This window comes from Sphingorhabdus wooponensis, assembly GCF_003933235.1.
In the GTDB taxonomy this organism is placed as follows: Bacteria; Pseudomonadota; Alphaproteobacteria; order Sphingomonadales; family Sphingomonadaceae; genus Sphingorhabdus_B; species Sphingorhabdus_B wooponensis.
Window position 1 is genome coordinate 245,483 of record NZ_RWJI01000001.1, and the last position, 19,044, is coordinate 264,526.

The following is a 19,044-nucleotide window of genomic DNA, read 5'->3' on the forward strand; positions in this document are numbered from 1 at the left end:
TACTCAGAATAGCAGCACATTGTGTGATCGGCCGGGTGGGCCAAAGGCTGAGCCTCCACCGCAAAATACGGCTGCCCATCCAAAGTAACCGCTTAATAAAGGTGAAGATATGCCAACGATTAACCAGCTGGTCCGCAAGGGCCGGACTCCGCAGAAGACCAAGTCCAAGGTCCCTGCGATGGAGCAAAATCCACAGAAGCGCGGCGTTTGCACCCGCGTTTACACAACGACCCCGAAAAAGCCGAACTCGGCTTTGCGTAAGGTTGCGAAGATTCGCCTGACAAACCAGCGCGAAGTTATTTCCTATATCCCAGGTGAAGGCCACAACCTTCAGGAGCACAGCGTTGTGCTTATCCGTGGCGGCCGCGTACGCGACCTTCCCGGTGTGCGTTACCACGTGCTTCGCGGCGTACTCGATACGCAGGGCGTCAAGGACCGCAAGCAATCGCGTTCCAAATATGGTGCAAAGCGTCCGAAGTAATTCGAACGTCACCATTGGCCGGCCCGATTGGCGCGCTTCTGCGCTGCCACTGGTCCCAAGAGATAAAGGAAATAAAATATGTCACGTCGTCGTCGTCCTGAAAAGCGCATCATTCTTCCCGATCCCAAATTCGGTGATATCGTGCTTTCGAAATTTATGAACAACCTGATGCTTGATGGTAAAAAATCGGCAGCAGAGCGTATCGTTTATGGTGCTTTGGAAACTGTTGAAGCCCGCGCTAAGAAGGATCCTATCCAGACCTTCCATGAAGCGCTGGACAACGTAAAGCCAGGCATCGAAGTCCGCAGCCGCCGGGTCGGTGGTGCGACCTATCAGGTTCCTTGCGAAGTGCGTCCAGAGCGCGCGCAAGCACTTGCGATCCGTTGGTTGATCGGCGCTGCACGTAACCGCAGCGAAACCACCATGGCTGCCCGTTTGTCGGGTGAGTTGATGGATGCCGCATCGAACCGCGGAAACGCTGTCAAAAAACGTGAAGATACGCATCGTATGGCAGAAGCCAACCGGGCGTTCGCACACTACCGCTGGTAACAGCATGATTTTTTCCGTCATCCCGGCTCTCGCTGCGGTGGCGCGTTTGAAAAGCGTAAATCGGGGGCTGGCATAAACCAGCCCCTTTCCCTATAGGGCAGCGCGAACCGCAGCCCCGCACTGGAGTAACGAATATGGCACGCAGCCATCCACTCAATATGTATCGCAACATCGGTATTATGGCGCACATCGACGCCGGTAAGACCACCACAACCGAGCGTATCCTTTTTTACACCGGCAAGTCCTACAAAATCGGCGAAGTGCATGATGGCGCTGCCACGATGGACTGGATGGAGCAAGAGCAAGAGCGCGGCATCACGATTACGTCGGCTGCTACCACCTGCTTCTGGAACGATCACCGAATCAACATCATTGATACGCCAGGCCACGTTGACTTCACCATTGAAGTTGAGCGTTCGCTCCGCGTTCTTGATGGCGCAGTAGCCTGTTTTGACGGCGTTGCAGGCGTTGAGCCTCAGTCAGAAACCGTATGGCGTCAGGCTGACAAGTACGGCGTTCCGCGCATGTGCTTCATCAACAAGCTTGACCGTACCGGCGCAAACTTCAAATATTGCGTGCAGTCGATTATCGATCGTCTGGGTGCAAAGCCTGCTGTTCTGTACATTCCAATCGGTTTGGAAGCGGACCTTAAGGGTCTCGTCGACCTCGTGCACAACCGTGCGATCATCTGGAAAGACGAATCGCTTGGTGCGGACTTCTTTTACGAAGATATCCCCGCTGATCTGGCTGACGAAGCTGCGAAGTATCGCAGCGACCTCATCGAGCTTGCCGTTGAGCAAGACGATGTCGCCATGGAAGCCTATCTTGAAGGCAATGAGCCTGACGTTGCAACGCTGAAGGCGTTGATCCGCAAGGGCACGTTGAACCAGTCGTTTGTTCCTGTCTGCTGTGGTTCGGCGTTCAAGAACAAGGGCGTTCAGCCATTGCTCGACGCTGTTGTCGACTATCTGCCTTCGCCGCTCGACATTGAAGACGTTCAAGGCGTCAAGATGGACAGCCTTGAACCAGACAGCCGCCCAGCAGCTGACGATGCGCCGTTCTCGGCACTCGCGTTCAAGGTCATGAACGATCCTTTCGTTGGTTCGCTGACCTTCATCCGCATCTATTCGGGTACGCTCGTCAAGGGCACCTATCTGAACTCGGTGAAGGATAAGAAGGAAAAAGTCGGCCGCATGCTCGAAATGCACGCTAACGAACGTAAGGACGTTGATGAAGCATTTGCAGGTGACATTATCGCGCTTGCCGGCATGAAGGAAACGACAACTGGTGACACATTGTGTGCCGAACGTTTCCCAATCATTCTTGAGCGTATGGAGTTCCCTGAGCCAGTTATCGAACTGTCGGTAGAACCAAAGACCAAGGCTGACCAAGAAAAGATGGGCATCGCGCTCAATCGTCTGTCTGCTGAAGATCCATCGTTCCGCGTTTCGACTGATCATGAATCTGGTCAAACAATCATCAAGGGCATGGGCGAGCTTCACCTCGACATCATCGTTGATCGTATGCGTCGTGAATTCAAGGTAGAAGCAAATGTCGGTGCGCCGCAGGTTGCATATCGTGAATATCTCGCGCGTGAAGTTGACGTTGATTACACCCATAAGAAGCAGTCGGGTGGTTCAGGTCAGTTTGGCCGTATCAAGTTCACGGTAAAGCCAGGCGAGCGTGGCACGGGCATCATCTTCAAGGATGAGGTCAAGGGCGGTAACATTCCAAAGGAATATATCCCCTCAGTAGAAAAGGGTATGCGCGAAACAGCCGAATCAGGTTCGCTCATCGGCTTCCCAATCATCGACTTTGAAATCACGCTGTATGACGGCGCTTATCATGACGTCGATTCGTCGGCGCTGGCATTTGAAATCGCGGGTCGTGCTGGTATGCGCGAAGCCGCTCAAAAAGCCGGCATCAAACTGCTTGAACCAATCATGAAGGTCGAAGTTGTATCGCCTGAGGAATATCTGGGCGATGTGATCGGCGACATGAACTCACGTCGTGGTCAAATCCAGGGCACTGACAGCCGCGGTAATGCACAGGTTGTCGAGTCCATGGTGCCTTTGGCCAACATGTTCGGCTATGTGAATCAGCTCCGCTCGTTCACGCAAGGACGTGCAAACTACTCGATGTTCTTCAACCATTATGATGAAGTGCCGTCGAACGTTGCAGCCGAAATCAAGGAGAAGCTTGCCTGATAGGCAAAAGCCGACTAATGGCGGCGCCTGATTCAGACGGCGTCGTCCCACCTGATCAAAATATTACCTAATCGAAAGAAGGTTTGAGAAAATGGCAAAAGCTAAATTTGAGCGGACGAAACCGCATTGCAACATTGGTACCATCGGTCACGTCGACCATGGTAAAACCACGCTGACAGCAGCAATAACAAAGATTATGGCAGAAACATACGGCGGTACTGCTGTTGATTTCGCTAACATCGATAAGGCACCTGAAGAGCGTGAGCGCGGCATCACCATTTCGACTGCACACGTTGAATATGAAACTGCAAACCGTCACTACGCACACGTCGACTGCCCAGGCCACGCTGACTATGTTAAGAACATGATCACCGGTGCGGCTCAGATGGACGGCGCTATACTCGTTGTGAACGCAGCTGACGGCCCGATGCCACAGACTCGTGAGCACATCCTGCTTGCACGTCAGGTTGGCGTTCCTGCACTTGTGGTTTACATGAACAAGGTCGATCAGGTTGACGACGAAGAAATTCTCGAGCTGGTTGAAATGGAAATCCGTGAACTTCTTTCGAAGTATGATTTCCCAGGCGACGATATTCCAATCGTTCGTGGTTCGGCACTTGCTGCACTCGAAGGCCGTGACGACAACATCGGTAAGGAATCTGTTCTTGCACTGATGGCTGCCGTTGATGAAGCCATACCTCAGCCAGAGCGTCCAATCGACAAGCCATTCCTGATGCCAGTTGAAGACGTGTTCTCGATCTCGGGTCGCGGTACCGTTGTTACTGGCCGCGTTGAAACCGGTATCGTTAAGGTTGGCGAAGAAGTTGAAATCGTCGGTATCAAGGACACCAAGAAAACGACCGTTACCGGCGTTGAAATGTTCCGCAAGCTGCTCGACGAAGGTCGTGCAGGCGACAACATCGGTGCGCTTGTTCGTGGCGTAGGCCGTGAAGAAGTTGAGCGTGGTCAGGTTCTCTGCAAGCCAGGTTCGGTTACGCCGCACACTGAGTTTTCCGCAGAAATCTACGTCCTTTCAAAGGACGAAGGCGGCCGTCATACGCCATTCTTTGCAAACTATCGTCCACAGTTCTACTTCCGTACGACTGACGTAACCGGCGAAGTGATTCTTCCAGAAGGCACTGAAATGGTTATGCCAGGCGACAACGTAACGATCGCTGTTAAGTTGATTGCACCAATTGCTATGGACCCAGGTCTTCGCTTCGCAATTCGCGAAGGCGGACGGACTGTCGGTTCTGGGGTTGTCAGCACCATCACGAAGTAATATAGGCCGCGCATCCCGCCTGAATCCTTGATTCGGGCGGGGCGGTTTTAAGAAATTTAAAACAGCTGTTCCGGCTTCGAAAGCGTGAGTCGGAATTGCTGTTTTTCGGCTCTTTGATATTGATAGAATTTGGAAATTGGTGATACCATGGAAACGCAAAATATTCGCATCCGCCTGAAAGCATTTGACCATCGCGTCCTCGATCAGGCGACTGGCGATATTGCTGACACAGCACGCCGCACTGGCGCGCTTATTCGTGGACCAATTCCACTTCCTACCCGTATCGAAAAGTTCACAGTGAACCGCGGACCGCACGTCGATAAAAAATCGCGCGAGCAGTTCGAAGTTCGGACATATAAAAGGTTGCTCGACATTGTGCAGCCCACGCCACAGACCGTAGACGCGCTTATGAAGCTCGATCTTGCTGCTGGTGTGAATGTCGAAATCAAATTGGCGTAAGCCGATGCCTCTACGCAAGTAGAGTGAGACACTAGGAATACCGCCGAGTTCACTCGGGCTGCGTTCCCCGTCTTACCAGATTGTTCACTAAGGTGAGCGACTGGTACCTAGCCCGGACGGGGCAATGTTTAAAAATCAGGGCTGGATTTAGGCGTCACGCCCTCCTGGCAATCGTGCCAGCCGGGCCTCTGACATAAGTTGGAGTATGGATCATGCGCACTGGCGTGATCGCGAAAAAGATGGGTATGATGCGCCTCTTCAATGAAGATGGCCGTCACGTTCCTGTCACCGTTTTGGCGCTGGAAGGCTGCCAAGTGGTCGGAGCTCGTAACGAAGAGCGGGATGGTTATTTTGCCGTCCGCCTTGGTGCAGGAGCCCGTAAAGCGAAAAATGTAAACAAACCGCAGCGTGGTGAATTCGCAAAAGCACAAGTCGAGCCGAAGGCTCGCGTTGCCGAATTCCGCGTTGATAATGCCGACGGCTTGCTGCCAGTCGGCGCAACTGTTTCTGCAGACCATTTCATTGACGGCCAATTGGTCGACATCACTGGCCACACGCAGGGTAAAGGCTTTGCCGGCGCTATGAAGCGTTGGGGCTTCGGCGGTATGCGTGCGTCGCATGGTGTGTCGATTACCCACCGTGCCCATGGTTCGACTGGCCAACGTCAGGATCCAGGTAAGGTTTTCAAGAATAAAAAGATGGCCGGCCATATGGGTGACCGTCAGCGTACACAGCAAAATCTTGAAATCGTCCGCACGGATGTTGCGCGCGGCTTGATCTTCGTAAAGGGTTCGGTCCCTGGTGCGAAGAACGGTTGGTTGCTAGTGCGCGATGCCGTCAAGGTTCCAACCCCAGAAGCTGCTCCGTTCCCAGGTTCGCTGAAGAATGACAATGAGGCTCCAGTAGTCGAAGACGTCATCATCAATACCGAAGTTGAAGTTGCAGACACCCCAGCCGTCGAAGCCGAAGCGCCTGCCGCTGAAGCTGCTCCCGCTGTCGAAGCCGTTGCTGTTGAAGCGCCTGCTGCAGACGCCGGCGAAGAAAAGAAGGAGGGCTAAACCATGAAGCTCAAGGTTCAAACCCTCGACGCCAAAGCAAAGGGCGACATCGATCTGAATGACGACGTATTTGGCATTGAGCCCCGCGCCGACATTCTGCACCGTGTTGTTACTTGGCAGCGTGAGAAGGCTCGTGGTACGGCTCGTCCTACCCGTGAGCGTTCGGACGTTGCGCGTACCGGTAAGAAATTTGGTAACCAGAAGGGTGGCGGTACTGCCCGTCACGGTGACCGCGCTGCTCCAATCTTCATTGGTGGTGGTAAGGCTCATGGTGCCCGTCTGCGTGATTTTAACCCGTCGTTGAACAAGAAGATCCGTGCATTGGGTCTGAAGATGGCGCTATCGAGCAAGGCTAAGTCGGGTTCGTTGATCGTTCTTGAAAATCTTGATCTAGCTGCTGCGAAGACTGCGGCTCTTAAAGGTCAAGTTGGCAAGCTCGGTTTCGGCAAGTCGACACTGGTCATCGATGGCGACGCCGTCAGCGACAATTTCCGTCTGGCTTCCGCTAACTTGGTGGGTATCAACGTGATGCCAGCTGTTGGCGCGAATGTTTATGACATCCTGAAGCATGAAACTCTGGTTTTGACCCGCGCTGCGGTTGAGAAGCTCGAAGCACGCTTCGCCCTCACGGGAGGTGCCAACTAATGGCTAAGGATAAAGCAATCGACGTGCGTCATTATGACGTCATCGTTGCCCCGCACATCACCGAAAAAGCAACACTGCTGTCGGAACATAACGCTGTTGTGTTCAAGGTAACGGGAAGCTCGACCAAACCGCAGATCAAGGCAGCTGTTGAAGCTTTGTTCGACGTGAAGGTCACGAACGTGAACACCCTCGTGCAAAAGGGCAAGACCAAGCGTTGGAAGGGCAAGCCCTACACACGCTCGGATGTCAAAAAAGCGATCGTAACTTTGGCCGAAGGTCAAAGCATCGACGTGACCACCGGTATTTAAGGGCAGGATAATGGCACTCAAAAGCTACAAACCAACTAGCCCCGCCCGTCGCGGCCTTGTGCTGGTTGACCGGTCAAGCTTGTACAAAGGCAGTCCTGTAAAGGGTCTTACCGAAGGCAAGAGCAAGACCGGCGGCCGTAACAACAAGGGTCATGTGACATCGCGCGGTATCGGCGGCGGTCACAAGCAGAAATATCGTCTGATCGACTTTAAGCGTCGTAAGTGGGATATGCCTGCAACGGTCGAGCGTCTGGAATATGACCCCAACCGTTCTGCCTTCATCGCGCTCGTAAAGTACGAAGATGGCGAACTGGCCTACATCATTGCACCGCAGCGTCTTGCCGTTGGCGATACGATTGTCGCAGGTGAAAAAACCGACGTTAAGCCTGGCAACGCAATGTTGCTGAGCCAGATGCCTGTCGGCACCATTTGCCACAACATCGAAATGAAGCCCGGCAAGGGTGGCCAGATCGCACGTTCGGCAGGCACATATGTGCAGCTCGTTGGTCGTGACGGTGGCCGCGTTATCGTTCGCCTGAACTCAGGTGAGCAGCGCTACATTCTCGGTACGTGCATGGGCACTGTTGGTGCGGTTTCGAACCCTGACAATTCAAACACGACGTTGGCCAAGGCAGGCCGCAATCGCTGGCGTGGCATCCGCCCGCTGACGCGCGGTGTTGCTAAGAACCCTGTCGATCACCCGCATGGTGGTGGTGAAGGTCGAACATCAGGTGGCCGTCATCCGGTTACACCTTGGGGTAAGCCAACAAAGGGTGCTCGTACCCGCAGCAACAAGTCGACCGACCGGATGATCATCCGTTCGCGGCATGCTAAGAAGAAGAGGTAACTCATGTCTCGTTCCGTCTGGAAAGGTCCGTTTGTTGACCTCTATCTGCTGAAAAAAGCAGAAACCGCTCAGGAAACATCGAAGGCTGCGCCAATCAAGACTTGGTCGCGTCGCTCGACAATCCTGCCTCAGTTCGTTGGCCTGACGTTCAGCGTCTATAATGGCCACAAGTTCATTCCCGTTTCGGTGAATGAGGACATGGTCGGTCATAAGCTTGGTGAGTTCGCGCCTACGCGTACATATCATGGTCATGGCGCAGATAAGAAGGGCAAACGCTAATGGGTAAGGCATCCGCACCCCGTCGCGTCGCCGACAATGAAGCACTGGCTGTGGGCACAACCATCCGTGGTTCGGCTCAAAAGCTTGGCCTCGTTGCCGCGCTGATCCGTGGCAAGAAAGCCGAAGACGCGCTCAACATTCTGAAATTCTCCACCAAGGGGATGGCAGAAGATGTGCGTAAGGTTCTGGCATCCGCCATTGCCAACGCCGAAAACAACCATAACCTTGACGTCGACAGCCTTGTCGTTGCCGAGGCGAGTGTTGGCAAGGCGCTGACCATGAAGCGTTTCATGGCACGCGGCCGCGGCAAGTCGAGCCGGATCGTAAAACCATTCAGCCGTCTGCGTATCGTTGTGCGCGAACAGCAAGAAGAGGCATAAGTCATGGGTCAGAAATCAAATCCAATCGGGCTTCGCCTGCAAATCAACCGGACTTGGGATAGCCGTTGGTACGCCGAAGGTGCGGAATATGGCCGCATGCTTCTGGAAGATATCAAGATCCGTAAGTTCATCTTTGAAACTCTGCCACAAGCAGCGATTTCGAAGGTTGTTATCGAGCGTCCTGCTAAGAACTGCCGCGTTTCAATCTACGCAGCACGTCCTGGCGTGATCATCGGCAAAAAGGGTGCGGACATTGAAAAGCTGAAAAAGCTGATCAACAAATTCACCACCGCTGAAGTGTCGTTGAACATTGTCGAAATCCGTAAGCCGGAAGTTGACGCCAAACTCGTAGCGCAAGGCATTGCTGACCAGCTAATCCGTCGTATCGCTTTCCGTCGTGCCATGAAGCGCGCGATGCAGTCGGCCATGCGTCTGGGTGCAGAAGGTATCAAGATTACCTGCGGTGGTCGTTTGGGCGGCGCAGAAATTGCCCGCGTTGAATCATACCGTGAAGGTCGCGTGCCTGCACATACCCTTCGTGCCAACATTGACTATGCCGAAGCCGAAGCACTGACTGCTTATGGTATCATCGGCATCAAATGCTGGATCTTCAAAGGCGAAATTTTGGGTCATGACCCAATGGCAACTGACCGACTGATGATGGAAGCCCAGACTTCCGGCGTCCGTCCGCAGTCTGACCGCCGCTAAAGGTTAGGAACTAGACATGTTGCAACCAAAGAAAACAAAGTTCCGTAAGCAATTCAAGGGACGCATTAAGGGCGAAGCCAAGGGCGGGTCTGACCTGAACTTCGGTTCCTACGGCCTGAAGGCGCTTGAGCCAGAGCGGATTACTGCACGTCAGATCGAAGCGGCTCGTCGCGCGATTACACGTCACATCAAACGTCAGGGACGTTTGTGGATCCGTATCTTTCCAGACGTGCCAGTCACGAAAAAGCCTGCCGAAGTTCGTCAGGGTAAGGGCAAGGGCTCGGTCGAATATTGGGCAGCCAAGGTTAAGCCTGGCCGCATCATGTTTGAACTTGATGGCGTTCCTGGTCCACTCGCGGCTGTCGCATTTCAGCGCGCAGCCATGAAACTGCCAATTAAGACCAAGGTCGTGGCGCGTCTCGGCGACACCTCGCATCTGGGAGCATCATAAGATGAGCAAAACCGAAGATCTCCGCGTCAAGAGCGACGATCAGCTTGCTGTTCAGCTCGGCGAATTGAAGCGCGAAGCGTTCAACCTGCGTTTCCAATCGGCCACTGGTCAGATGGAAAAGCCGGCACGTGTGCGTGAAGTGCGTCGTGACATCGCCCGCATCAAAACCCTGCAGGGTGAGCGCCAGCGCGCCGCCGCAAAGTCGGCATAAGGAGCTACCCATGCCAAAACGTATTCTCACCGGGACTGTAGTCTCCGACAAGAATGACAAGACGATTGTCGTTCTGGTCGAGCGCAAAGTAAAGCACCCGCTTTACGGCAAGATCATCCGTCGCACGAAGAAATATCACGCCCATGACGAAAACAACGTCGTCAAAGAGGGCCAAGTCGTCCGCATCGAAGAGTGCGCGCCGATTTCTAAGAACAAGACCTGGCGCTTGGTGGCTGATGCCGCTGTAGACCCGGTCGCAGCAACAACGGAGGATTGATCCCATGATTCAGATGCAATCCAACCTCGATGTTGCGGACAACAGCGGCGCAAAGCGCGTGCAGTGTATTAAGGTGCTTGGCGGTTCCAAGCGTCGTGTGGCTGGCGTTGGCGACATCATCGTGGTGTCGATCAAGGAAGCTGCTCCGCGTGGTAAGGTGAAGAAGGGTGACGTGCACAAGGCCGTCATCGTTCGTACCCGTAAAGACATCCGCCGTGCCGATGGCTCGGTCATTCGCTTCGACTCTAACGCTGCTGTGCTTATCGGTAACAATAAGGAGCCGATTGGCACACGTATTTTCGGACCAGTTGTTCGTGAATTGCGCGCCAAGAACCACATGAAAATCATCAGCTTGGCACCGGAGGTGCTATAACAATGGCTCTCGCAAAAATCAAAAAGGGTGACACGGTCGTCGTGCTCGCCGGTAAAGACAAGGGCAAATCTGGCGAAGTAACCGCCGTAATGCCTAAGGACAGCAAAGTCGTCGTCGCTGGCGTAAATATTGCTGTACGTCACCGGAAGGCTTCGCAGGCTAACCCGCAAGGCGGTCTCGACCGCTTCGAAGCTCCGCTGCACATTTCGAATGTGGCATTGGCGGATCCCAAGACCGGCAAGGCAACACGCGTTCGCGTGGAAACCAAGGACGGCAAGAAGGTCCGTGTGGCCGTGAAGTCCGGGGAGACGATCAGTGGCTGATATTAAATACACCCCTCGTATGAAGAAGCTTTACGACGAAGCTGTCGTAAAGGGACTGACTGAGAAGTTCGGTTACACCAACCGTTTTGCTGTTCCAAAGATCGAGAAAATCACACTTAACATGGGTGTGGGTGAAGGATCGCAGGACAAGAAGAAGGTTACGACCGCTCTTGCTGAAATGGAATTGATTGCTGGTCAAAAGCCAGTCATCACCAAGGCGAAGAAATCGATCGCTGGTTTCAAGCTGCGTGAAGGTATGCCAATCGGCGTGAAGGTCACGCTGCGTGGCGCCCAAATGTACGAATTTCTTGACCGTTTGGTTACAATCGCAATGCCACGCATTCGCGACTTCCGCGGACTGAACCCAAAGAGCTTTGATGGTCGTGGCAACTTCGCCATGGGTCTTAAGGAACAGATCATCTTCCCAGAAATCAGCTATGACGCCATCGATGTGGTGCGCGGAATGGATGTGATCGTAACGACTTCGGCAAACTCGGATGATGAGGCGCGCGAACTGCTTAAGCTGTTCGGCTTCCCGTTCCCAGTAGAAGAAGCTGATGAAAAGGCGGCTGCATAATGGCTAAACTGAGCTCCATAAACAAGAATGAGCGTCGCAAGAAGCTGGCTAAGAAATATGCCGGTCGCTACGCAAAGCTCAAGGCGATGGCGAAAGACCAGTCGCTTGATGATAGCGATCGTTTGATCGCTCGTCTCAAAATGGCTGAAATTCCTCGTAATGGTAACCCGCACCGCGTGCGTAACCGTTGTGAAACCACCGGGCGTCCTCGCGGCGTGTACCGTAAATTCAAGCTGAACCGTATCGAACTGCGTAATCTTGCCAATAAGGGCATGATCCCGGGCGTTACGAAGTCGAGCTGGTAAGGATAAGATAGATGGCAATGACCGATCCTTTGGGTGATATGCTCACCCGTATCCGCAACGGCCAGCGGGCGAAGAAAGACTCTGTAGTCTCGCCAGCGTCCAGCCTGCGGACCCGCGTTCTCGATGTGCTGCAGCGTGAAGGCTATATTCGTGGTTACAGCGAAGAAGCTTTGGGTGCGCACAAGGGCATTCGCATCGAGCTGAAATATTTCGAAGGCGCACCTGCAATCCAGCATGTCGCCCGTGTTTCAAAGCCAGGTCGCCGCGTCTATTCAGGAAGCCAAGAGCTTCCGGTTATTCGCAACGGTCTTGGTATCACCATCGTTTCGACGCCCAAGGGCGTTCTGTCGGACGCTGAAGCGCGTGCACAGAATGTCGGCGGCGAAATCCTGGCGGAGGTATTCTAATGAGCCGCATTGGTAAGAAACCTGTTCCTATTCCTGCTGGTGTTACCGCCAGCATGGAAGCGGGCACACTTTCGGTCAAAGGACCGAAGGGCGAACTGAAAATGCCGATGAGCGAACTGATCTCTTACGAGATGCAGGACGACGGTCTCTTGGTGAAGCCTGCGAATGGCAGCAAAGCGGCGCGCGCCTTTTGGGGTATGCAGCGGACATTGGTACAGAATTTGGTCACCGGCGTGACTGAAGGCTTTACCAAGGTGCTTGAAATCACCGGTGTTGGTTATCGTGCCAACAGCCAGGGCAAGATGTTGAAATTGCAACTTGGCTACAGCCATGATGTTGACTTCGCGATCCCTGAGGGCATTGAAATCAAGACGCCTGATAACACTACGGTGGAAATTTCGGGTATCGATAAGCAGAAGGTTGGGCAGGTTGCTGCCGAAATCCGTCGCTGGAGAAAGCCAGAGCCATATAAGGGCAAGGGCATCAAGTACCGCGGCGAATATATCTTCCGCAAGGAAGGGAAGAAGAAATAATGGCAAAATTGTCTCTCTTTGCACGCCGCCGTCAGCGCGTTCGCTCCAAGTTGCGGGCGCAGGTTGCTGGACGTCCGCGTCTTTCCGTACACCGCACTGGCCGTCATATTTACGCACAAGTCATTGACGATTCGAAGGGTGCGACGCTTGCGTCTGCTTCAACGCTCGACAAAGACGTGAAGGCGAAGAACGGTTCGACAACTGAAGCTGCTGCTGATGTAGGCAAGCGGGTTGCCGAAGCTGCCAAGAAAGCTGGCATTTCCAGCGTGGTATTTGATCGTGGTGGGTTCCTGTTCCACGGTCGCGTCAAAGCGCTTGCAGATGCAGCGCGCGAAGGCGGATTGGAGTTTTAATGATGGCTGAGAACACTGAAAGCACTGCACCTGTGACTGACGGCGCAGCCCCTGAAGCAGCCGAAGGCCAGCGTCGCGGACGCGGCGGCCGTGGCGGCGGTGACAATCGCGGTAGCGGCGGTGGCCGTGGTCGTAACAATGATCGCCGTCCTGCGCAGGAAGAAGATGATGGTACGATTGAAAAGCTCGTGCACATCAACCGTGTTTCGAAAACGGTTAAAGGCGGTAAGCGCTTTGGTTTCGCAGCGCTCGTCGTTGTTGGCGATGGTCAGGGCCGCGTTGGTTTTGGCCATGGCAAGGCTCGCGAAGTGCCGGAAGCCATTAACAAGGCAACTGCTGCTGCGAAAAAATCGATGATACGCGTTGCATTGAAAGATGGCCGCACATTGCACCATGACGGCAAGGGCCATTTCGGCGCAGGCAAGGTTACCTTGCGTTCGGCGCCTGCGGGTACCGGCATCATCGCAGGTGGCCCAATGCGCGCTGTCTTCGAAAGCCTTGGCGTTGCGGACGTTGTGACCAAGTCGGTTGGTACGTCGAACCCATATAACATGATCCGTGCTACTTTTGCGGCTTTGTCTGAACAGACCAGCCCCAAGTCGGTAGCGCAGCGTCGCGGCAAGAAAATCGCTGACCTTCTTGGTCGCGGTGGCAGCAAAACTGCTGAAGCCGACGCAGAAGCTATTGCGGAGTAATCGATATGGCGAAGATTAAAATCAAACAGACCGGTTCGCCGATCCGTCGTCCCGCTTCACAACGCGCAACTTTAAAGGGCCTTGGCCTCGACAAGATGAATCGCGTTGTTGAAATTGAAGATACTGCCGAAGTGCGCGGAATGATCCGCACGGTTCGTCACATGGTCCAAATTCAGGACTAATAACATTAGCGCGAATTAAAGCGAAAGCGAGTGCACGACATGAAATTAAATGACATTAAAGATAACGAAGGCGCACGCCATCGTCGTATGCGCGTTGGCCGTGGTATCGGTTCGGGCAAGGGTAAGACCTCAGGGCGTGGTCAAAAAGGCCAGACCAGCCGTTCAGGTGTTTCGATCAACGGATTTGAAGGCGGCCAGATGCCACTTCACATGCGTATCCCAAAGCGCGGCTTTAACAATATCTTCGCTAAGGATCATGCAGAGGTCAATCTGGGCATGATTCAGAAGTTTATTGATGCGAAGAAAATCGACATCAAGTCCGTTGTTGACCATGCTGCATTGAAGGCCGCTGGCCTCGCACGTGGCGGCAAGGACGGTGTCCGTCTGCTCGCAAAGGGTCAATTGACATCTAAGGTCAATTTCTCCGTTGCTGGTGCTTCAAAGGCAGCGATTGAAGCTGTTGAAAAGGCAGGCGGCAAGGTTGATGTATTGACCAAGGTTTCTGCTTCGGAAAAGGCGGCTGCAAAGAAATCTTCCGTCAAGAACGCTGCTAAAGAAGCTGCGGCTAAGAAATAAGACTGGAGCGACGACTTCGCTCTTGTCATGCCAGCCCCGCTTCCCGATATGGGCTAGCGGGGTTTGACATTTCTGGGGGGCGTCCGGATACAGTCAGGCATAATTTTTGGGATTAAACCGATGCGTATGCAAATTGCGCTCGGCGTCAATCCGGAACCAAGGAACGATTATTATGGCATCTAGGGCCGATCAAATGGCCTCGAACCTCAATCTATCGAAGTTCGGGCAGGCAACAGAGCTGAAGAACCGCATTTGGTTCACTATAGGCGCGCTCATCATATTCCGTTTATTGAGCTTCGTGCCACTGCCCGGCGTCGATCCTGTCGCGCAAGCAGCCCTTTATGCCAACAACGCCGCTGGCGGCGTTCTCGACATCTTTAACACCTTCTCGGGCGGTAGCCTCGAGCGCATGAGCCTCATCGCGCTTGGCGTTATGCCCTATATTACCGCCTCGATTGTGGTGCAGCTTGCGGCATCCCTGTCGCCAACGCTTGCCGCCATCAAGAAAGAGGGTGAGAGCGGGCGCAAGAAGCTGAACCAATATACGCGTTATGGCACAGTGTTCCTGACTGCGGTGCAGGGCTATTTCCTTGCTGCTGGTCTTGAAAGTCTTGCTGCGGCCAATGGTATTGGCGCTGTAGTCGAACCTGGGTTGATGTTCCGCATTGTTGCGACCATCAGCCTCATCGGTGGCACCATGTTCCTCATGTGGCTGGGTGAACAAATAACCTCGCGGGGTATTGGTAACGGTATTTCGCTGATCATTATGGCGGGTATCGTTGCGCAAATGCCGCGTTTATTTGCACAATTGCTTGAAGGCGGCCGTACGGGGTCGATCAGCGGGTTTGTCATTGTCGGCTTCATCGCGATGTTCATTAGCCTGACACTGCTGATCTGCTTTATGGAGCGCGGCCAGCGACGTGTACTTATTCAATATCCCAAGCGGGCAACGCAACGTGGGATGATGCAGGCGGACCGCAGCCATCTACCTTTGAAAATCAACACAGCTGGGGTTATTCCACCCATCTTCGCTTCATCGCTGCTGCTATTGCCTATTACGATTACGCAATTGGGCGGCAATAATGTTGCAGGCGAAAGCGCCATGGGTGACTTTGTGATTTCGCTGAACCAATATCTTGCGCATGGGCAGCCAGTCTATTTAGCGCTCTACGGCCTTGGGATTGTCTTTTTCTGCTTTTTCTACACAGCGGTGGTGTTCAATCCGGAAGAGACGTCAGAGAATCTAAAGAAGGCCGGTGGTTTCATTCCAGGCATCCGCCCAGGTAAAAACACCGAATCCTATCTCGATTATGTGCTCACGCGCATCACGGTGCTTGGCGCAGCCTATTTGACATTGGTGTGCTTGCTACCAGATTATGTGATGGCCCAGACGGGGCAGCAGCAATTCTTTGCCATTGGCGGAACCAGTCTGCTTATTCTAGTCAATGTGACCATCGACACGATCTCACAGATACAGAGCCACTTGCTTGCGCACCAATATGGTGACCTGCTGAAAAAGGCGAAGCTGAAGGGTGGACGCGCCCGCTAAGCAGCGCGACATCGAAACGAAGCAGGGGATACGTTTCATGAATATCATCCTTTTGGGACCTCCGGGCGCAGGCAAAGGCACACAGGCTGCCTCGCTTGTTCAGAAATATGACATGGTCCAATTGTCTACAGGTGACATCCTGCGTGCGGCAGTTAAGGCTGGTTCGGATGTCGGTAAAATGGCTGATGAAATCATGAAAGCTGGGAAATTGTTTCCCGACGAGTTGATGGCGGAAATTCTTGGCGAACATATGGATGCCATTCCTGCTGACAAGGGCCTGATCTTCGACGGATACCCGCGCACTGCGCCGCAGGTGGCGTTGTTGGATGGTTTGCTTTCTGGGCGTAACCGGACGTTGAATCATGTCGTTGAGCTGGTTGTCGATGAAGACGCGTTGGTTGCGCGCGTGGTCGGCCGCTACACCTGCGCACATTGCGGTGAGGGCTATCATGATGTGTTCAAGCAACCTGTCGTTGCTGGCATCTGCGACAAATGCGGTGCACATGAATTTAAACGCAGGCCAGATGACAATGAGGAAACTGTGCGGACCCGCATGGCGGAATATCGCGCAAAGACCGAACCGATTTTACCTCTGTACGACGCACGCGGCCTAGTCAGCCGGGTTGATGGCATGGCATCGATTGAAGATGTGACCGATGCCATTGACGCCATTATTGGGTGACGTTGATTAGCATTGGAATTAATTGGCGTTAGCGTTCATGCAGTGCCGACGGAATGCTCTATTCTGATCAATATGAACGATGCTTTTATTTCCGTTAAATCAGGGCTAGACCTTTCACATGAAAAGCGTTCTTTCGTCTGCTGCACTACTTATGGTGACATCTTCTCCTGCTTTTGCTGACGTCAAAGCCGCGTCAGATGCGGGCTTCAATTCGGTCCATATTGCGACGGTGAACGCGACGCCTGAGGAAATCTGGAAACGCCTCATTGTACCCAAGGATTATTGGAACAAAGCACATAGCTGGTCCGGTTCAAGCGCGGGTTTTTATATTGATGTGCAGGCCGGTGGTTGTTTTTGCGAATTGTTTCAGGAAGCCGACGAAAATGGCACTTTGAAGACCGTCGGTAGCGTTGAACATATGCGGGTTATATTCGCACTCCCTGGCAAAGTATTGCGTATGCAAGGAGCGCTCGGCCCACTTCAGTCGGAGGCTGTGATAGGTACGCTAACCGTTGCTATGGAGCCTGCTAAGGATAATGCAGGTACGCGGGTCAGCTTCTCCTACGTCGTAGGTGGTTACATGCGCTACAAGGTTCCGGAAATTGCACCTGCCGTTGATAAAGTTCTTGGTGAGCAATTTAAAAGCATGCTGGCCCCTTTTGCCGCCGCAGAAACAGAAGTACCCAAGTTGGACAGCTTCAAGTTAGATATTGAGACGATTACGGAAGTAGCTTCTGATGAAACATCTGAAGCAACACCTAATGATAGTGCCTCCGCAAGTGAGCCGCCTCAAACGGAGCCAAATTAGTTGCCGAAGGGGCCACGCAGCACGAAATCCAGCAATAAAATCGAAATAGGCTGGTGCGAGATGGTTGATGTGCCAAGTCTTGGCCTGTCACAATTGCACGCCAAGATGGACACGGGCGCAGCAACATCGTCTATCCACGCCACGCGGATTAAACCCATTTTGCGCGACGGCAAACCCTATGTCGAGTTTTGGTTCCGGCTCAACGCAGGAGAAAAGCCCAAACGTTATGAAGCACCTGTTATCGACCGCCGCATGGTGCGGTCCTCCAACGGGGAACGACAAGATCGTTATGTAATCTCCGCGCAATTTTGTTTTGGTAAAATATGTTGGAACGGTCAGCTTACCTTAGCGAATCGGCGATCAATGGCCTTTCCCTTGCTAATTGGTCGGCGGGCGTTAAGGCGCGGCTTTCTCGTTAATAGCGGGCGGCGGTGGGTGTTGGGAAAACCCGCCAATCAAGGAAGCATAAGCACATGAAAATCGCAATGTTGGCACGGAATGCCAACCTATATTCCCACCAACGTCTCGTTGAGGCGGCACAAGCGCGTGGCCATGAGATTGACATATTAAACACCTTGCGTGTGACAATGAACATCACCTCACATCGGCCCGAAGCATATTATCAGGGAACAAAGCTCGGCAAATATGACGCGGTTATCCCGCGCATCGGGGCGTCCATTACCTTTTATGGCCTTGCTGTTTTGCGCCAGTTTGAGATGATGAATGTGTGGTCGTTGAATGAGAGTGTTGCCATTGGCCGTTCGCGCGACAAATTGCGGTCATTGCAGATTTTGGCGCGCAAGGGCCTCGGTCTACCGGTGACGGCCTTTGCTCATGACCCGCGCCAGACCGACGAAGTCATCCAGATGGTGGGCGGCGCGCCTGTTGTCATTAAGTTGCTTGAGGGCACGCAAGGGATTGGCGTTGTCTTGGGTGAGACCGAGAAATCGGCGCGTTCCGTTATCGAGGCGTTTCGCGGGGCAAATGTGAATATCTTGGTTCAGGAATTTATCAAAGAGGCCAACGCGACCGACATTCGCTGCTTCGTTATTGGTAATAAGGTTGTCGCGTCGATGCAGCGTCAGGGCGCCGAGGGCGACTTCCGGTCCAATCTGCATCGCGGCGGTACCGCATCATCCATTAAGATTACCCCCGAGGAGCGATCCACGGCAGTCCGCGCGGCCCGCGCCATGGGCCTCAATGTTGCGGGTGTAGATATGCTGCGGTCCAACCACGGCCCCGTAATCATGGAAGTAAACAGCTCGCCGGGACTTGAGGGCATCGAAAAAGCTAGCGGTAAAGATATTGCGAGCAAGATCATCGAATTCATCGAGGAAAACGCCAGCGACGGTAAAACCAAGACGAAAGGCAAGGGATAGCGCGCCTCTGGCCTTGACAGCGCGCGCGACTCACCGTAAGGCGCGGCTAATTCCGAACCTCTGGTACAGCCAGCAGCGCGATTATGCGTCAGCTGGTTTTGTGCGTTTCGGGATATCATCAGCGTTGAGATAGGGTTTGTCCTTTAGGGGGCACCTGTGG

The 19,044-nt window shown here is 53.5% G+C and carries 30 protein-coding genes; all 30 read left to right on the plus strand.

The genetic code is table 11. The annotated features are described in order from the left end of the window. Positions 1 to 109: 109 nt before the first annotated feature. The 30 genes from rpsL (at position 110) to rimK (ending at position 18,884) form a co-directional block, all read left to right on the plus strand. Positions 110 to 481: a 30S ribosomal protein S12 gene (rpsL, locus tag D7D48_RS01285; RefSeq protein WP_125229575.1), complete on the plus strand. Its 372-nt coding sequence runs from the start codon at positions 110 to 112 to the stop codon at positions 479 to 481. A gap of 78 nt (positions 482 to 559) precedes the next feature. Next, the gene (rpsG, locus tag D7D48_RS01290; RefSeq protein ID WP_125229576.1) at positions 560 to 1,030 is read left to right on the plus strand and encodes a 30S ribosomal protein S7; all 471 of its coding nucleotides are present in this window, start codon (positions 560 to 562) and stop codon (positions 1,028 to 1,030) included. A gap of 134 nt (positions 1,031 to 1,164) precedes the next feature. Continuing rightward, the gene (gene fusA, locus D7D48_RS01295) at positions 1,165 to 3,237 is read left to right on the plus strand and encodes an elongation factor G (RefSeq protein WP_125229577.1); all 2,073 of its coding nucleotides are present in this window, start codon (positions 1,165 to 1,167) and stop codon (positions 3,235 to 3,237) included. Between the two features lie 91 nt (positions 3,238 to 3,328). Continuing rightward, positions 3,329 to 4,519: an elongation factor Tu gene (gene tuf / locus D7D48_RS01300; RefSeq protein ID WP_125229578.1), complete on the plus strand. Its 1,191-nt coding sequence runs from the start codon at positions 3,329 to 3,331 to the stop codon at positions 4,517 to 4,519. A gap of 147 nt (positions 4,520 to 4,666) precedes the next feature. Further along, positions 4,667 to 4,978: a 30S ribosomal protein S10 gene (gene rpsJ, locus D7D48_RS01305; protein WP_022672862.1), complete on the plus strand. Its 312-nt coding sequence runs from the start codon at positions 4,667 to 4,669 to the stop codon at positions 4,976 to 4,978. Positions 4,979 to 5,190: 212 nt separating this feature from the next. After that, positions 5,191 to 6,036, plus strand: coding sequence for a 50S ribosomal protein L3 (rplC, locus tag D7D48_RS01310; protein WP_125229579.1), 846 nt, complete (start codon positions 5,191 to 5,193; stop codon positions 6,034 to 6,036). A 3-nt stretch (positions 6,037 to 6,039) separates the two neighbouring features. Then, on the plus strand, positions 6,040 to 6,681 hold the full coding sequence (gene rplD, locus D7D48_RS01315; RefSeq protein ID WP_125229580.1) for a 50S ribosomal protein L4: 642 nt from the start codon (positions 6,040 to 6,042) through the stop codon (positions 6,679 to 6,681). Beyond that, on the plus strand, positions 6,681 to 6,989 hold the full coding sequence (locus tag D7D48_RS01320; protein ID WP_125229581.1) for a 50S ribosomal protein L23: 309 nt from the start codon (positions 6,681 to 6,683) through the stop codon (positions 6,987 to 6,989). The genes rplD and D7D48_RS01320 overlap by 1 nt, the downstream gene beginning before the upstream one ends. Before the next feature lie 10 nt (positions 6,990 to 6,999). Then, positions 7,000 to 7,836 carry a 50S ribosomal protein L2 gene (gene rplB, locus D7D48_RS01325; RefSeq protein ID WP_125229582.1) on the plus strand — a complete coding sequence of 279 codons (837 nt, stop codon included), beginning with the start codon at positions 7,000 to 7,002 and terminating at the stop codon, positions 7,834 to 7,836. 3 nt (positions 7,837 to 7,839) lie between these two features. Further along, positions 7,840 to 8,115, plus strand: coding sequence for a 30S ribosomal protein S19 (gene rpsS / locus D7D48_RS01330; protein ID WP_125229583.1), 276 nt, complete (start codon positions 7,840 to 7,842; stop codon positions 8,113 to 8,115). Further along, positions 8,115 to 8,495, plus strand: coding sequence for a 50S ribosomal protein L22 (gene rplV / locus D7D48_RS01335; RefSeq protein ID WP_125229584.1), 381 nt, complete (start codon positions 8,115 to 8,117; stop codon positions 8,493 to 8,495). The genes rpsS and rplV overlap by 1 nt, the downstream gene beginning before the upstream one ends. A 3-nt stretch (positions 8,496 to 8,498) precedes the next feature. Further along, positions 8,499 to 9,203, plus strand: coding sequence for a 30S ribosomal protein S3 (gene rpsC / locus D7D48_RS01340; protein ID WP_125229585.1), 705 nt, complete (start codon positions 8,499 to 8,501; stop codon positions 9,201 to 9,203). A gap of 16 nt (positions 9,204 to 9,219) precedes the next feature. Further along, positions 9,220 to 9,654, plus strand: a complete 435-nt coding sequence (gene rplP, locus D7D48_RS01345) for a 50S ribosomal protein L16 (protein ID WP_125229586.1) — start codon at positions 9,220 to 9,222, stop codon at positions 9,652 to 9,654. 1 nt (position 9,655) lies between these two features. Then, on the plus strand, positions 9,656 to 9,865 hold the full coding sequence (rpmC, locus tag D7D48_RS01350) for a 50S ribosomal protein L29 (protein WP_125229587.1): 210 nt from the start codon (positions 9,656 to 9,658) through the stop codon (positions 9,863 to 9,865). A gap of 10 nt (positions 9,866 to 9,875) precedes the next feature. Further along, positions 9,876 to 10,142, plus strand: a complete 267-nt coding sequence (rpsQ, locus tag D7D48_RS01355) for a 30S ribosomal protein S17 (RefSeq protein WP_125229588.1) — start codon at positions 9,876 to 9,878, stop codon at positions 10,140 to 10,142. 4 nt (positions 10,143 to 10,146) lie between these two features. Further along, positions 10,147 to 10,515, plus strand: coding sequence for a 50S ribosomal protein L14 (rplN, locus tag D7D48_RS01360; RefSeq protein ID WP_125229589.1), 369 nt, complete (start codon positions 10,147 to 10,149; stop codon positions 10,513 to 10,515). Between the two features lie 2 nt (positions 10,516 to 10,517). Next, positions 10,518 to 10,838: a 50S ribosomal protein L24 gene (gene rplX / locus D7D48_RS01365; protein WP_125229590.1), complete on the plus strand. Its 321-nt coding sequence runs from the start codon at positions 10,518 to 10,520 to the stop codon at positions 10,836 to 10,838. Continuing rightward, on the plus strand, positions 10,831 to 11,415 hold the full coding sequence (gene rplE, locus D7D48_RS01370; protein WP_125229591.1) for a 50S ribosomal protein L5: 585 nt from the start codon (positions 10,831 to 10,833) through the stop codon (positions 11,413 to 11,415). Before rplX ends, rplE begins: the two co-directional genes overlap by 8 nt. After that, complete coding sequence (gene rpsN, locus D7D48_RS01375; RefSeq protein WP_125229592.1) at positions 11,415 to 11,720, plus strand: 30S ribosomal protein S14; 306 nt, start codon at positions 11,415 to 11,417, stop codon at positions 11,718 to 11,720. Before rplE ends, rpsN begins: the two co-directional genes overlap by 1 nt. 11 nt (positions 11,721 to 11,731) lie before the next feature. Continuing rightward, positions 11,732 to 12,127, plus strand: coding sequence for a 30S ribosomal protein S8 (rpsH, locus tag D7D48_RS01380; protein ID WP_125229593.1), 396 nt, complete (start codon positions 11,732 to 11,734; stop codon positions 12,125 to 12,127). Continuing rightward, positions 12,127 to 12,660 carry a 50S ribosomal protein L6 gene (rplF, locus tag D7D48_RS01385; protein ID WP_125229594.1) on the plus strand — a complete coding sequence of 178 codons (534 nt, stop codon included), beginning with the start codon at positions 12,127 to 12,129 and terminating at the stop codon, positions 12,658 to 12,660. Before rpsH ends, rplF begins: the two co-directional genes overlap by 1 nt. Further along, positions 12,660 to 13,013, plus strand: coding sequence for a 50S ribosomal protein L18 (gene rplR, locus D7D48_RS01390; RefSeq protein WP_125229595.1), 354 nt, complete (start codon positions 12,660 to 12,662; stop codon positions 13,011 to 13,013). The genes rplF and rplR overlap by 1 nt, the downstream gene beginning before the upstream one ends. Further along, positions 13,013 to 13,708: a 30S ribosomal protein S5 gene (rpsE, locus tag D7D48_RS01395; RefSeq protein ID WP_425452504.1), complete on the plus strand. Its 696-nt coding sequence runs from the start codon at positions 13,013 to 13,015 to the stop codon at positions 13,706 to 13,708. The genes rplR and rpsE overlap by 1 nt, the downstream gene beginning before the upstream one ends. A 5-nt stretch (positions 13,709 to 13,713) precedes the next feature. Further along, positions 13,714 to 13,890: a 50S ribosomal protein L30 gene (rpmD, locus tag D7D48_RS01400; protein WP_125229596.1), complete on the plus strand. Its 177-nt coding sequence runs from the start codon at positions 13,714 to 13,716 to the stop codon at positions 13,888 to 13,890. 39 nt (positions 13,891 to 13,929) lie between these two features. After that, positions 13,930 to 14,466: a 50S ribosomal protein L15 gene (gene rplO / locus D7D48_RS01405; RefSeq protein ID WP_125229597.1), complete on the plus strand. Its 537-nt coding sequence runs from the start codon at positions 13,930 to 13,932 to the stop codon at positions 14,464 to 14,466. Between the two features lie 172 nt (positions 14,467 to 14,638). Further along, positions 14,639 to 16,015 (plus strand): preprotein translocase subunit SecY, encoded by a 1,377-nt coding sequence (gene secY / locus D7D48_RS01410; protein ID WP_125229598.1) that lies wholly within the window; start codon positions 14,639 to 14,641, stop codon positions 16,013 to 16,015. A 37-nt stretch (positions 16,016 to 16,052) separates the two neighbouring features. After that, positions 16,053 to 16,697 (plus strand): adenylate kinase, encoded by a 645-nt coding sequence (locus tag D7D48_RS01415; protein ID WP_125229599.1) that lies wholly within the window; start codon positions 16,053 to 16,055, stop codon positions 16,695 to 16,697. Positions 16,698 to 16,815: 118 nt separating this feature from the next. Next, entirely contained in the window at positions 16,816 to 17,505 is a 690-nt protein-coding gene (locus tag D7D48_RS01420; RefSeq protein WP_125229600.1) for a hypothetical protein, read from the plus strand. After that, complete coding sequence (locus tag D7D48_RS01425) at positions 17,506 to 17,982, plus strand: ATP-dependent zinc protease family protein (protein WP_185739746.1); 477 nt, start codon at positions 17,506 to 17,508, stop codon at positions 17,980 to 17,982. Continuing rightward, positions 17,979 to 18,884, plus strand: a complete 906-nt coding sequence (rimK, locus tag D7D48_RS01430) for a 30S ribosomal protein S6--L-glutamate ligase (RefSeq protein WP_125229602.1) — start codon at positions 17,979 to 17,981, stop codon at positions 18,882 to 18,884. Before D7D48_RS01425 ends, rimK begins: the two co-directional genes overlap by 4 nt. Positions 18,885 to 19,044 lie beyond the last annotated feature (160 nt).

Excerpts from the sequence above, each read along its gene's own strand:
- rplO (WP_125229597.1), top strand. The coding sequence starts at position 13,930 with ATGAAATTAAATGACATTAAAGATAACGAAGGCGCACGCCATCGTCGT.
- secY (WP_125229598.1), top strand. The coding sequence starts at position 14,639 with ATGGCATCTAGGGCCGATCAAATGGCCTCGAACCTCAATCTATCGAAG.
- rplF (WP_125229594.1), top strand. The coding sequence starts at position 12,127 with ATGAGCCGCATTGGTAAGAAACCTGTTCCTATTCCTGCTGGTGTTACC.
- D7D48_RS01415 (WP_125229599.1), top strand. The coding sequence starts at position 16,053 with ATGAATATCATCCTTTTGGGACCTCCGGGCGCAGGCAAAGGCACACAG.
- rpsL (WP_125229575.1), top strand. The coding sequence starts at position 110 with ATGCCAACGATTAACCAGCTGGTCCGCAAGGGCCGGACTCCGCAGAAG.
- rplC (WP_125229579.1), top strand. The coding sequence starts at position 5,191 with ATGCGCACTGGCGTGATCGCGAAAAAGATGGGTATGATGCGCCTCTTC.
- D7D48_RS01420 (WP_125229600.1), top strand. The coding sequence starts at position 16,816 with ATGAAAAGCGTTCTTTCGTCTGCTGCACTACTTATGGTGACATCTTCT.
- rpsC (WP_125229585.1), top strand. The coding sequence starts at position 8,499 with ATGGGTCAGAAATCAAATCCAATCGGGCTTCGCCTGCAAATCAACCGG.
- D7D48_RS01320 (WP_125229581.1), top strand. The coding sequence starts at position 6,681 with ATGGCTAAGGATAAAGCAATCGACGTGCGTCATTATGACGTCATCGTT.
- rpsJ (WP_022672862.1), top strand. The coding sequence starts at position 4,667 with ATGGAAACGCAAAATATTCGCATCCGCCTGAAAGCATTTGACCATCGC.
- fusA (WP_125229577.1), top strand. The coding sequence starts at position 1,165 with ATGGCACGCAGCCATCCACTCAATATGTATCGCAACATCGGTATTATG.
- rplB (WP_125229582.1), top strand. The coding sequence starts at position 7,000 with ATGGCACTCAAAAGCTACAAACCAACTAGCCCCGCCCGTCGCGGCCTT.
- rplV (WP_125229584.1), top strand. The coding sequence starts at position 8,115 with ATGGGTAAGGCATCCGCACCCCGTCGCGTCGCCGACAATGAAGCACTG.
- rpsQ (WP_125229588.1), top strand. The coding sequence starts at position 9,876 with ATGCCAAAACGTATTCTCACCGGGACTGTAGTCTCCGACAAGAATGAC.
- rimK (WP_125229602.1), top strand. The coding sequence starts at position 17,979 with ATGAAAATCGCAATGTTGGCACGGAATGCCAACCTATATTCCCACCAA.
- tuf (WP_125229578.1), top strand. The coding sequence starts at position 3,329 with ATGGCAAAAGCTAAATTTGAGCGGACGAAACCGCATTGCAACATTGGT.
- rplX (WP_125229590.1), top strand. The coding sequence starts at position 10,518 with ATGGCTCTCGCAAAAATCAAAAAGGGTGACACGGTCGTCGTGCTCGCC.
- rplP (WP_125229586.1), top strand. The coding sequence starts at position 9,220 with ATGTTGCAACCAAAGAAAACAAAGTTCCGTAAGCAATTCAAGGGACGC.
- rpsE (WP_425452504.1), top strand. The coding sequence starts at position 13,013 with ATGATGGCTGAGAACACTGAAAGCACTGCACCTGTGACTGACGGCGCA.
- rplD (WP_125229580.1), top strand. The coding sequence starts at position 6,040 with ATGAAGCTCAAGGTTCAAACCCTCGACGCCAAAGCAAAGGGCGACATC.
- rplR (WP_125229595.1), top strand. The coding sequence starts at position 12,660 with ATGGCAAAATTGTCTCTCTTTGCACGCCGCCGTCAGCGCGTTCGCTCC.
- rpsS (WP_125229583.1), top strand. The coding sequence starts at position 7,840 with ATGTCTCGTTCCGTCTGGAAAGGTCCGTTTGTTGACCTCTATCTGCTG.
- rpsH (WP_125229593.1), top strand. The coding sequence starts at position 11,732 with ATGGCAATGACCGATCCTTTGGGTGATATGCTCACCCGTATCCGCAAC.
- rpsN (WP_125229592.1), top strand. The coding sequence starts at position 11,415 with ATGGCTAAACTGAGCTCCATAAACAAGAATGAGCGTCGCAAGAAGCTG.
- rpsG (WP_125229576.1), top strand. The coding sequence starts at position 560 with ATGTCACGTCGTCGTCGTCCTGAAAAGCGCATCATTCTTCCCGATCCC.
- rplN (WP_125229589.1), top strand. The coding sequence starts at position 10,147 with ATGATTCAGATGCAATCCAACCTCGATGTTGCGGACAACAGCGGCGCA.
- rpmD (WP_125229596.1), top strand. The coding sequence starts at position 13,714 with ATGGCGAAGATTAAAATCAAACAGACCGGTTCGCCGATCCGTCGTCCC.
- rpmC (WP_125229587.1), top strand. The coding sequence starts at position 9,656 with ATGAGCAAAACCGAAGATCTCCGCGTCAAGAGCGACGATCAGCTTGCT.